General features: G+C 40.2%; 11 protein-coding genes. All 11 read left to right on the top strand.

All coding sequences use genetic code 11. The features are described 5' to 3' along the window. The first annotated feature begins 299 nt into the window (after positions 1 to 299). The 11 genes from V6260_RS18350 to V6260_RS18300 all read left to right on the top strand — a co-directional run bounded on the left by V6260_RS18350 (position 300) and on the right by V6260_RS18300 (position 11,951). Positions 300 to 2,639 carry a diguanylate cyclase gene (locus tag V6260_RS18350; protein ID WP_341595548.1) on the top strand — a complete coding sequence of 780 codons (2,340 nt, stop codon included), beginning with the start codon at positions 300 to 302 and terminating at the stop codon, positions 2,637 to 2,639. A gap of 156 nt (positions 2,640 to 2,795) precedes the next feature. Continuing rightward, on the top strand, positions 2,796 to 3,521 hold the full coding sequence (trmJ, locus tag V6260_RS18345) for a tRNA (cytosine(32)/uridine(32)-2'-O)-methyltransferase TrmJ (protein WP_341595547.1): 726 nt from the start codon (positions 2,796 to 2,798) through the stop codon (positions 3,519 to 3,521). A 237-nt stretch (positions 3,522 to 3,758) separates the two neighbouring features. Then, positions 3,759 to 4,250, top strand: a complete 492-nt coding sequence (iscR, locus tag V6260_RS18340; RefSeq protein WP_002958424.1) for a Fe-S cluster assembly transcriptional regulator IscR — start codon at positions 3,759 to 3,761, stop codon at positions 4,248 to 4,250. Between the two features lie 24 nt (positions 4,251 to 4,274). Further along, a complete protein-coding gene (locus V6260_RS18335; protein ID WP_341595546.1) occupies positions 4,275 to 5,492 on the top strand; it encodes an IscS subfamily cysteine desulfurase in 1,218 nt (405 codons plus the stop codon). 42 nt (positions 5,493 to 5,534) lie between these two features. After that, positions 5,535 to 5,918, top strand: coding sequence for a Fe-S cluster assembly scaffold IscU (gene iscU / locus V6260_RS18330; protein ID WP_055016627.1), 384 nt, complete (start codon positions 5,535 to 5,537; stop codon positions 5,916 to 5,918). 12 nt (positions 5,919 to 5,930) lie between these two features. Beyond that, positions 5,931 to 6,254: an iron-sulfur cluster assembly protein IscA gene (iscA, locus tag V6260_RS18325; RefSeq protein WP_006791976.1), complete on the top strand. Its 324-nt coding sequence runs from the start codon at positions 5,931 to 5,933 to the stop codon at positions 6,252 to 6,254. An 82-nt stretch (positions 6,255 to 6,336) separates the two neighbouring features. Continuing rightward, entirely contained in the window at positions 6,337 to 6,864 is a 528-nt protein-coding gene (gene hscB, locus V6260_RS18320) for a co-chaperone HscB (RefSeq protein WP_341595545.1), read from the top strand. 41 nt (positions 6,865 to 6,905) lie between these two features. Further along, positions 6,906 to 8,768 carry a Fe-S protein assembly chaperone HscA gene (gene hscA / locus V6260_RS18315; protein ID WP_341595544.1) on the top strand — a complete coding sequence of 621 codons (1,863 nt, stop codon included), beginning with the start codon at positions 6,906 to 6,908 and terminating at the stop codon, positions 8,766 to 8,768. 11 nt (positions 8,769 to 8,779) lie between these two features. Continuing rightward, a complete protein-coding gene (gene fdx / locus V6260_RS18310; protein ID WP_007377671.1) occupies positions 8,780 to 9,118 on the top strand; it encodes an ISC system 2Fe-2S type ferredoxin in 339 nt (112 codons plus the stop codon). A 413-nt stretch (positions 9,119 to 9,531) separates the two neighbouring features. Continuing rightward, entirely contained in the window at positions 9,532 to 10,959 is a 1,428-nt protein-coding gene (locus tag V6260_RS18305) for an NAD-dependent succinate-semialdehyde dehydrogenase (RefSeq protein WP_341595543.1), read from the top strand. 539 nt (positions 10,960 to 11,498) lie between these two features. Beyond that, positions 11,499 to 11,951, top strand: coding sequence for an REP-associated tyrosine transposase (locus tag V6260_RS18300; protein ID WP_341595542.1), 453 nt, complete (start codon positions 11,499 to 11,501; stop codon positions 11,949 to 11,951). Positions 11,952 to 12,247 lie beyond the last annotated feature (296 nt).

The raw sequence follows: 12,247 nt of genomic DNA, 5'->3' as shown, positions 1-12,247 counted from the left end.
CGGTTAACCCCATAAAGGACGAGGTAAGCTCATCAGAGTTGCGCGAGGTAAACTCCCGCCTACGGATCTATACCATGTGGGTAGGGCTTTTGGTTGGCCAAGATATTACTCATTAAACCAAAAAATACTAACAATAAAGTAGTATTTAATTCACAAATATTAATAGGGCTTTGTAATAGGTTGAAAATTACGCGATAATACTTGTTCTGTACCCTATTTAGCGTCAATTGTGCTCGAAATACTATTTTGAGCAGGTCACAGCTTCACAGAGTCTTTTCTTTTTTAACTGTTAACTATTAATGATCAACTTACTCATGCGAATTATTTATTTTATTATTTTTACTCTTTATTTTACGGCCGCCAATTCACAAGAAAGTTTGCCTACACAAAATGAAAAAATAGATAAAAATAGTTCATCAGAAAAGCAGCTTTTAAAGCAAGCAAAATCATTTAGGCATAGCGAAAAACAAAAAAGCATTGAGTTAGCTAATAAAGCGTTAGAGTTGTCAAAATTAAATGGTAATAAAAGCTTGAGCGCGCAAGCACATACCCTTATTGGAAAATTAAATCAGGAATTAAATAATACTGAACAGTCAATAAATCATTTTTTTCAAGCGTCTTTTATTTATAGGTCTCTAGGAGATAAAAACAAACAAATAAAATCTTCCATCGATGAGGCAAAAATACTTCTTATAGCTAAACGTTATGATGAAGCATACAAAATAATCGACGAAGTACAACTTCTCGCACATCAATATGGTAGTGGGTTTTTAATTGCGCAAGTTTTAATTACTAAAGGTGATATTTTTTATCACCAAAGATATTTTAACGACGCTATTTTACAATTGTCGAGCTCTTTGAAATATCTTTCAAAACCAGATAGCGAAGTACAACACAAGCGTGCTGAGGTATATAAAAAATTAGCAGAGTCCTATAAGCGTTTAAAAAACAGAGAAAAAACGGCACAGTTTTATAAAAAAGCATTAGCAATATATACAGACCAAAAAAATAATAAGTTATTGGCTCGAACGTTAAACACACTTGCAGAAGCAGAGCGTCATTTAGGGAATTATGTGTCTGCTCTTGACTACTCAATGCAAAGTTTAGAGTTGCATGAGAATCTTGACGACCCATTAGGTTATGCTAAAGCGTCGATGGGTGCTGGAATTATTTATAGACATATTGGCCGCTATGAAAAGTCACTTATGTATATCCATAAAGCCTATCTTTATTACAAAAAAGTAAACAATAGTAATGGGATTGCAAAAACATCAAATCAAACAGGTTTAATATATACACGACTAAAGCAATTTGATTCAGCCAAGACCTTTTATCAGATCACCATTAACTTGCCAGTAAATGAAGTCGAGCCTAAAGAGCTTGCTACTGCGTTGAGAGAGATGGCTGTTATTGATTTAAATGCTGGCAACTATGATTCCTCAATGGTAATGGCAAAAAAAGCACATACAATTTATCAACTAAAAAATGACAAGCTAAAGAGCTCTCTTACTGCGCGCATTATTGGTAACATTTATCGCGCCCAAAATAATAATACACAAGCAAAAGTTTTTTATCGCGAGTCATTATCTATTGCTCATGAAGTTGGTAATAAGCTCTACCAAATTAAAGCTGAAACTGTTTTAGCAAGTATTTTAATTAATGAGGATATAGATGAGGCCGTTGCGTTATTGAAAACAGCATTAAACTTATCGATTCAAATCAATGCTAAGAGTCTTACTTTATTCGCTTATAGAGAGCTTCGCAAAGCTGAAAAACACAGAGGAAACACAGCTAAGTCATTAGATTATGCAGAGAGAGAAATTGCTTTATCAAAAGCGATTCAAAAAGAGGCTGAAAATAATGGACTTATCCTGGAAAAGGCTAAACTGCATTCTCATAAATTAGAAATGGAACTGGAGCTATTAAGAGAAAAAAATGAGCTTGACCAACTTGCGTTAATTAAAAAGAATAGTGAAATTGAGATTGCAGAAAAAACCAGATTAATCTCCGAGCTTAAGCTCATGAAAAATAGATACTCGAGCATAGCGCTTATGGCATTGTTGGCTATTTGTGTTTTAGTGGCAATTCTCATTTATAAAAAATTCATTGACTCAAAAAAACGTAATAGAGAGCTCGGTTATTTAGCAGCCCGAGATCCCCTTACCAATTGTTATAATCGTCGTATTTTATTTGATTTCATGAATCGTGATTTCTTAAGTTTAAAAGAGCTAGGTGAGTACAGTATTATTTTAGCGGATATAGATCATTTTAAAGCAGTGAATGATACGTATGGTCATAGCACAGGAGATACAGTTCTTTGCAGCGTAGCAGCTATTTTAGAAAAAAATATTACTGAAAGCGATATTGTTGCCAGATTTGGTGGTGAAGAATTTTGTATTATTTTGCCAGGTTCTTCCAAGGAGCAAGCACTTAACATGGCTGAAACTATTCGTGAGCAATTAGAAAGTACCCCTTTTGAAGGAGGAGTTGTTACCTGTAGCTTTGGTGTTAGCTCAATAATGTTTGGAGCTAAAACACCTACAGAGTTAATAGATCAAGCTGATTTAGCACTTTTTAAGTCAAAATCGAGCGGTCGTAACCGAGTTACCCTATGGCAAAAAGAATTAGAGAAAAATTAAGTATAAAATGACCATATTAAGGCGATAAATATATTTGTATTTTATACGCAAAGTGTACAAAACCAAGCAACAAAGACTACACCCATTCCCGTAGCTGTACTCATCATTTCATGTTAGAATTTGCGCAATTTTTTGGCATAGCAAAGTAGCACAGTAATGATCTTAGATGATATTCGCATTGTTTTAGTTAATACGTCACATTCCGGCAATATTGGTTCGGCGGCTCGCGCCATGAAAACCATGGGGTTATCAAAACTTTATTTAGTTGATCCTGCTTGTGAAATAGACAGCCAAGCGAGTGCATTAGCTGCAGGCGCGACCGATATTTTAGGTAATGCCGTTATTGTTGACAGTGTTGCAGATGCCATAGCAGATTGTTCGCTTACAATTGGCACAAGTGCGCGTTCTCGTACGCTTTCGTGGCCAATGGTTGAACCACGTGAGTGTGGTGAAAAGCTAGTCGCTGAGGCTGTAAATGGCCCAGTAGCGCTTGTATTTGGCCGTGAGAATAGTGGCTTAACAAACGAAGAGCTTCAACTTTGTAATTACCATGTATGTATTCCTGCAAATCCAGAGTACAGCTCGCTTAATTTAGCAATGGCCGTACAAACACTTAGCTACGAAACACGTATGGCATTTTTAAATCAACAACCTAAAACAGTTGAAGAAGACGATGCAGTTTACCCAAGCTCAAAACAAACAGAGCTGTTTTATGATCACCTTGAGGATACGCTTTTCAAAACCGGCTTTATTATCAAGCAGCACCCTGGTTTAGTTATGACTAAATTACGTCGTTTATTCAACCGAGCTCGTCCTGAAGATGCCGAAATGAATATTTTACGCGGTATTCTCACCTCAATTAATAAGTCTATCCCTAAGTAACTTAGGTATAGCTATTAGTTATAAAAACCAATGGGTAAATAACTAGCTAATACTTGACTAAAATACTCAGGTAATTACAATGGCCGTAATACTTGACTAAACAAGTCGGGTATTGAAAATTTGTTAACTCTACAATTTATAAAGTAAGGGTTTCTAAATCAAATTTTTATCAAGTGATAATACTTGACTATTTTACTCTGGTAATTAAAATTTGCACTCTTTTGTGCAGGGGGCGTTATGAAGTTAACATCAAAAGGCAGATATGCCGTTACAGCTATGCTGGATGTTGCACTACACACAGGTGTAGGTCCTGTAGCCCTTGCTGATATTTCACAAAGACAAGAAATTTCTTTGTCTTACCTTGAACAATTATTTGCTCGTTTACGTAAAAATGGCCTAGTAAGCTCTGTTCGTGGACCTGGTGGTGGTTATTTACTAGGGCGTGAAGCGGGCGTTATCTCTGTTGGCGACATTATTAGTGCCGTAGACGAATCAGTCGATGCAACACGTTGCCAAGGTGCCGATACCGGCTGTCAGAGTGGTATGCGTTGTTTAACACATAATTTGTGGTCAGACTTAAGCGCACGCATAGAAGAATTTTTGAATAATATTACCCTTGCTGAATTGGTGGAAAAATCAGATGTGAAAGAAATCGCATCGCGCCAAGATAACAGTATCAATAATGCAATTAAGCAGTTGGAAAACATTCAAGTAAGCTGTCAACTTTAAGGTTGACCTGCAGCGGAGAGAGAAATGAAGTTACCGATTTATTTAGATTACGCAGCGACCACGCCTGTTGATGAACGTGTTGCTAAAGAAATGATGCAATGCCTGACAATGGACGGTAAGTTTGGTAATCCTGCGTCACGCTCACACCGTTTTGGTTGGCAAGCAGAAGAAGCTGTTGACCAAGCGCGTACAGATATTGCTGATTTAATTAATGCAGACCCTCGTGAAATTGTATTCACATCGGGTGCAACAGAATCAAATAACCTTGCTATTAAAGGTGCAGCACAGTTTTACAAGAAAAAAGGTAAGCACGTTATTACCGCTAAAACTGAGCATAAAGCTGTAATCGACACATGTCGTGAGCTTGAGCGCCAAGGTTTTGAAGTAAGTTACATGGACGTTGAAGAAAATGGCCTACTTGATTTACAAAAACTTGCCGACACAATGCGTGACGACACAGTACTTGTAAGCATCATGCACGTTAATAATGAGCTAGGTGTAATTCAAGATATCGCGACTATTGGTGAAATGTGTCGCGAACGTAAAATTATGTTCCACGTAGATGCAGCGCAAAGCGCGGGCAAAATATTAATCGACGTGCAACAGCTTAAAGTTGATTTTATGTCGTTCTCTGCACATAAAGTGTATGGCCCTAAAGGTGTTGGTGCACTTTACGTTCGTCGTAAACCACGTGCTCGCCTTGAAGCGCAAATGCACGGTGGCGGACATGAACGCGGCATGCGCTCTGGTACACTAGCAACTCACCAATTAGTGGGTATGGGTACTGCGTTTAAAATTGCTAAGCAAGATTTCGAAAAAGATCACGCACACATCAGCGCCTTACGTAATCGTTTAATTGACGGCATTATGGCTGATATGGACGAAGTATACTTTAACGGCACACAAGACCAATCAGTACCTGGCATTGTAAATATCAGCTTTAACTTTGTTGAAGGTGAGTCGTTACTTATGGCAGTAAAAGACATTGCAGTATCGTCAGGTTCAGCCTGTACATCTGCAAGCTTAGAGCCTTCTTATGTATTACGTGCACTTGGCCGTAACGACGAATTAGCACATAGCTCAATTCGTTTTAGTATTGGTCGTTTTACTACCGAAGAAGAGATTGATTACACCGTTGAATTAATGAAAAACTCTATCGGTCGCCTACGTGAGATGTCTCCTTTATGGGAAATGCATCAAGAAGGTATTGATTTGGATTCAGTTGAATGGGCTCACCACTAATACGAGTGAGCACGTACCGTAGCAGGTAATGAGGATAGAATAATGGCTTATAGTGATAAAGTAATCGACCACGTAGAAAACCCACGTAACGTAGGTGTTCTAGATAAAAACGATCCGTCAGTGGCAACGGGTATGGTAGGCGCACCAGCATGTGGTGACGTGATGAAACTGCAAATTAAAGTATCGTCTGAAGGCGTTATTGAAGATGCAAAATTCAAAACCTACGGTTGTGGTAGTGCAATTGCTTCATCTTCACTAGTAACAGAGTGGGTTAAAGGCAAAACGTTAGACGAAGCAGCGACAATTAAAAACACAGATATTAGTGCAGAGCTTGAGTTGCCACCAGTGAAAATTCACTGTTCAATTTTAGCCGAAGACGCAATTCAAGCAGCAATTGCCGACTACAAAAGCAAACAAGCGAAGTAAGAAGAGAAACTCATGGCAGTGACATTGACAGATGCGGCAGCAAACCGCGTACAATCATTTTTAGCAAACCGCGGTAAAGGTTTAGGCCTGCGCGTTGGCATTAAAACGACGGGCTGTTCAGGTCTTGCTTATGTACTTGAGTTTGTTGACGAATTAAACGAAGACGATGAAACGTTTGCAGCTAAAGGTGTCACATTAATTGTTGATGCTAAAAGCTTAGTTTACATTGACGGCACAGAGCTCGACTACACTAAAGAAGGCTTAAATGAAGGGTTTAAATTTAATAACCCGAATCAAGCAGATGAGTGTGGTTGTGGCGAAAGCTTTACCGTTTAAGCTTTAAATATCTTTGTAGTATAAATAAGCCCTGCCAGTAAATGTAGGGCTTTGTTATTTCTGAATATTATTGGTTGAAGTTATGCGTTACTTTGAATTATTTGCAGTCCCCGTTGATTACAATATTGATTTAGCAACGGTTAACAAGCACTACTTGGAATTACAGCGTACTGTACATCCCGATCGCCACGCGAATGCGAGCAGCCGCGATAAGCTAATGGCTGTGCAAAGCACTGCCGAAATTAACGATGCACTACAAATATTAAAGCACCCAGTAAAGCGTGCTGAATATATGCTAAGTGAACTAGGCGTTGATATTCGGGCAGAGCAGCAAACCTTGCAAGACCCGATGTTTTTAATGCAGCAAATGGAACTTCGCGAAGAGCTTGAAGAGTTAGCATCGTCGAGCGATCCTGATACTGCGATTGCAAATTTTGAAAAACAAATTAAGCAACTAAACACGCAATACAGTGCACAACTTGCCGAGCAATTAGCAAGTAACGATGAGCAGCAATATCAACTTGCCGCAGATAATATTCGTAAACTGAAGTTTGTTTATAAGTTACGTGAAGAACTAGAGCGTATTGAAGACAGTTTATTTGACGATTAATTACTTGCTGCAAAGCGAGCAACACGAGTTTAAAGAGCATTATGGCATTATTGCAAATTGCTGAGCCGGGGCAGAGCGCGGCACCACACGAACATAAACTAGCGATTGGTATTGATCTTGGTACAACTAATTCATTAGTTGCAACAGTGCAAAGTGGCGAAGCCCGCACGTTAACTGATGATCTTGGCGCGGCTATGTTACCGTCGGTTGTTCGTTATCAAGCTGGCGGTATTACTGTTGGCGCAGAGGCTGCACAAGCAGCAACACAAGACCCTGCTAACACACTTATTTCGGTAAAGCGTTTTTTAGGTAAAACTCAGGCTGAAATAGAGCAAAGTTATGGCCAGCTGCCTTACCAGTTTTGTGAAGATAATGGCTCGCTAGCAATAGAAACTGCGGCAGGAAAAATCAGCCCAGTCAAAGCCTCTAGCCATATTTTAGCTGCATTAAAAGCACGAGCTGAGCAAAGTTTTGGTCACCAAGAAATTTTAGGGGCTGTAATTACAGTACCTGCGTACTTTGATGACGCTCAGCGCCAAAGCACCAAAGATGCCGCAGAACTTGCTGATATTAACGTATTACGCTTATTAAATGAGCCAACAGCAGCAGCAGTTGCCTATGGCTTAGATTCAGGCCAAGAAGGTATTATTGCTGTTTACGATTTAGGCGGTGGTACATTTGATATATCAGTACTTAGATTACACCAAGGTGTGTTTGAAGTAATGGCAACCGGTGGCGATTCTAGCCTCGGTGGTGATGACTTTGACTCACTACTTGTTGATTACTTTAAGCAGCAAACTGGAGTGTCAGCATTATCACCTTCAGTTTTACGTTTATTCATCAATAAAGCAAAAGCCTGTAAAGAAGCACTAAGCCAATACGCTAAAGTAAATGTAGTGCTTGAGTTTGACGATCAAAAATACACAGTAGAAGTAACACGCGAAACGTTTGACGAAATGGCTATGCCTCTGGTTAAAAAAACGCTGCGCTCGTGTCGTCGAGCTGTAAAAGATGCTGGCATAGAAAACGAAGAAGTGCTGCAAGTTATTATGGTAGGCGGTTCAACTCGTATGCCACTGGTACGCAGCCAAGTACAAAGCTTTTTTGATAAAGAACCACTAACTTCAATCGACCCTGATCGCGTTGTCGCTTTAGGTGCCGCGCTTCAAGCCGATGTACTAATTGGCAATAAGCCCGATTCTGACATGCTATTGCTTGATGTATTACCGTTATCGTTAGGCCTTGAAACTATGGGTGGTTTGGTTGAAAAAATCATTCCGCGCAATACGACAATTCCGGTAGCACGCGCACAAGAATTTACAACGTTTAAAGACGGTCAAACAGCCATGTCATTACATGTGCTGCAAGGTGAGCGTGAGCTTGTTGATGATTGTAGGTCGCTTGCTAAGTTTAGCTTAAAAGGTATTCCACCGATGGCGGCAGGCGCTGCGCATATTCGTGTCACTTTTAAAGTTGATGCTGATGGCCTATTAAGTGTTTCAGCTATGGAGAAATCAACTGGTGTACAAGCTGAAATTCAAGTTAAGCCTTCGTTTGGTTTATCTGACGACCAAGTAGCTAACATGCTAAAAGAGTCAATGAGCAACGCCAAAGGCGATATGCAAGCACGTATGCTCAAAGAGCAACAAGTTGAAGCACTGCGTGTAATAGAAGCGCTTAATGCATCACTTGCAGCCGATGGTGCATTACTTGACGATACGCAACTAGCTAACTTACGCGCTGAAATTGCAGAACTGGTAAAAGTGCGCGAAAATGCACAAGAGCCTAGCGAAATTAAAGCAGCTATCGAAAAAGTCGATAATGCGAGTAGCGACTTTGCATCGCGTAGAATGGATGCATCAATTAAAAAAGCCCTTACTGGGCAGTCAGTAGACAACATTTAAGAGAGATTAGAATGCCACAAATTGTTTTTCTTCCACATCCTGAATTATGTCCTGACGGCGCTGCAATTGAAGCTCCTACGGGTCAAACGGTACTCGACGCTGCGCTTAAAAATGGTATTAGCATTGCGCATGCTTGTGAAAAATCGTGTGCATGTACTACGTGTCATTTAGTGATTCGTGAAGGATTTGATTCACTTGACGAAAGTGATGAGCTAGAAGATGACATGCTAGATAAAGCATGGGGCTTAGAGCCTGAGTCACGCCTTGGTTGCCAAGCAATTATAAGAGATGAAGACTTGGTGGTTGAAATACCTAAGTACAATCTCAATATCGTTAATGAAGAGCATTAGTTTTTAACGATAAATTTATTAAAAGCCGCTGTTTGATACAGCGGCTTTTTTGTTTGTGGCCGTAGGCGGGAGTTTACAAACGCAAGGTATCACGTAGGCGGGAATTTACCTCGCGCAGCTTGTGAATTTATTTTGCGCTTTATGGCATTAACTCAACAAGCGCGGCATAAAGCCCCGCCCATTGTTTTAACCCGTAGGCGGGAGTTTACCTCGCGCAGCTCTTGCAAGTTTACCTCGCGCAGCTTGTGAATTTATCTTGCGCTTTATGGCATTAACTCAACAAGCGCGGCATAAAGCCACGCCCACAAGGTATTAACCCGTAGGCGGGAGTTTACCTCGCGCAGCTCTTGTAAGTTTATCTCGCGCTGCATTGAATTTATTTAACATCTTAAACGTAATTTTGGAGGTGTATTTTGAGTAGTCTAATTTTTACTGATTCATTTATTAACGGCGAATTTTATAAAACGAACACACACTTTAGTGTTGACGATCCCGCTACCGAAAAAAGCATTGTAGAAGTAAGCGATATTGACGAGCAGGGTGTAAATACCGCAATAACTGCAGCTCAAGGGGCTTTTACCAAGTTAAAATCAACTAACGCAACTGAAAGAAGCGAAACCTTGATGCGCTGGTATCAGCTAGTGATAAAGCACAAGCAAACACTTGCAGAGCTAATGACCAAAGAGCAAGGCAAGCCGCTCAAAGAATCCCTTGGCGAAATTGATTACGGTGCCGGCTTTATAAAATGGTTTGCAGAAGAAGCAAAGCGTAGTTACGGCGATGTCATTCCGCCAACAGATGACTCGCATCGTTTAACTAGCTTTAAGCAACCTGTCGGTGTTGTGGCGGGTATAACGCCGTGGAATTTCCCTGTTGCTATGGTTACTCGTAAAGTAGCTCCAGCCTACGCGGCGGGTTGTAGTTTTATATTAAAACCTTCTGAATACACGCCACTTTGTGCTATTGCACTTGCTTATTTGGCCGACCAAGCTGGTTTTGTTAAAGGTGCATTTAATGTACTGGTTTCTCAAGATGCCAAAACAGTAGGTAAAATGCTGACTGACTCAGAAGTCGTGCGTAAGTTTACATTTACCGGTTCTACCGGTGTAGGTAAGCAGTTGCTATCGCAATGTGCAGGTACAATTAAGCGTACTTCGATGGAGCTTGGCGGTAATGCACCTTTTATTATTTTTGACAATGCCGATTTAGATGAAGCTGTTGAAGGTCTAATGGCGGCTAAATTTAGAAACAGTGGGCAGGCATGTGTTGCTGCAAACCGTATTTTTATACAACGAAATATTCTCGATAAAGTACTGTCAAAAATCACGCCTAAGATTGCAGGGTTAAAAGTGGCAAATGGTTTTGAAGATGATGTTGATATTGGTCCGCTTATTTACCCAAAAGCCAAAGAGAAAGTACAACAGTTAGTACAAGATGCACTCGATAAAGGCGCGACGCTGATTGGCGATAACTGTGACTTAGGTGGCAGCTTTCAAAACCCACTAATTGTAAATAACGTAACCACGGAAATGGATATATACCACGAAGAGGTATTTGGACCAGTATTAACGGTTGTCCCTTTTGATGAAGAAAGTGAAGTGCTTGCACTTGCTAACGATGTCCCATTTGGTCTAGCTGCTTATTTTTACAGCCAAAACATTAAGCAAGTCTACCGAGTTAGTGAAGGGCTTGAATTTGGCATGGTCGGCGTAAATGAAGGTGTTATATCAAACCCAGTAGCGCCATTTGGTGGCGTTAAGCAATCAGGTTTGGGCCGAGAAGGTGGGCATCAGGGACTTGATGAATATTTAGAAGAGAAATATGTGTGTATAAAAGTTTAATTAACTTTTTAAGCTATTTTTCTTTATTGCAAAAATATTGCGGGGTTATGAACTTTTTCTTTTACGGTTGCCACATAAAGCACTAAATGCTACCGTTGTGAAATATTTTTTGTTAAAAACTAACATGAAAATAATAATAAAAAGTAAATGAATTTCTATAAGTAGAAATAACCCCGTGTGTAAATGCCACCTTAATAAGGTGGCATTTTTTATATAATATGCCGTAGGCGGGAGTTTACCTCGCGCAGCTCTTATCGAAGAACTCACCTCATGCTCTTAATGTATTAACAAGCGCGGCATAAAGCCCCGCCTACATATCGCGTAGGCGGGAGTTCACCTCGCGCAGGATTTATCGTGGAGTTCTCCTCGTGCTCTTAACGCATTAAAAAGCGCGGCATAAAGCCCCGCCTACATATCGCGTAGGCGGGAGTTTACCTCGCGCAGGTTTTACCGAAGCACTTACCTTGCGCAAATCTAATCTATTCGTGAAAACTGTTATTTAGCTGCTATGTTTATTTATAAACTAAGGCTTATACACAATGAAAAAATCACATCTATTAAGAAAAGGGCGTATTTCGATTGCTAACCACTATTACAGTATTACTTTAGTTGCTGATTCGAGAAGATGCCTTTTCAATGACTTAAGTTTAAATCGGTTGTTAATTAACGAAATGAGAAGGCTAGAAGAAGAGGGGGCGTGTAAAAGTATCGTATTTATTTTCATGCCAGATCATATTCATTGGCTTTTTCAATTAAAAACACACTTAACACTAAGTCGCGTGATAAGAGCCTTTAAAGGAAGGTGCTCTAAACTAGCAAGGGAGCACTCTCAAATTGATAAACTGTGGCAACCTGATTATTACGATCATATGATACGAGATGAAAGTGATCTTGTGAATTGTGCCCGTTATATAGTGGCTAATCCCTTAAGATCTGGATTAGTTAAGAATGTTGGCTCATATCCTTATTGGGATTGTATTTATATTAAATGATGATCGCGATGCGTAGGCGGGAGTTCACATCGCGCAGGATTTATCGTGGAGTTCTCCTCGTGCTCTTAACGCATTAAAAAGCGCGGCATAAAGCCCCGCCCACAACATAACTCGCATTAAAAAGCGCGGCGTAAAGCCCCGCCTACATATCGCGTAGGCGGGAGTTTACCTCGCGCGGGTTTTATTGTGGAGTTTACCTCGTGCTCTTAACGCATTAACAAGCGCGGCATAAAGCCCCGCTCACAACATAACTCGCATTAAAAAGCGCGGCGTAAAGCCCCGCCTACATATCGCGT

It is taken from the genome of Pseudoalteromonas aliena, from assembly GCF_038155085.1.
GTDB lineage: Bacteria > Pseudomonadota > Gammaproteobacteria > Enterobacterales > Alteromonadaceae > Pseudoalteromonas > Pseudoalteromonas aliena_A.
Note: the sequence above shows the minus strand (reverse complement) of the source record. Positions and strands in the feature narration are given on the sequence as shown.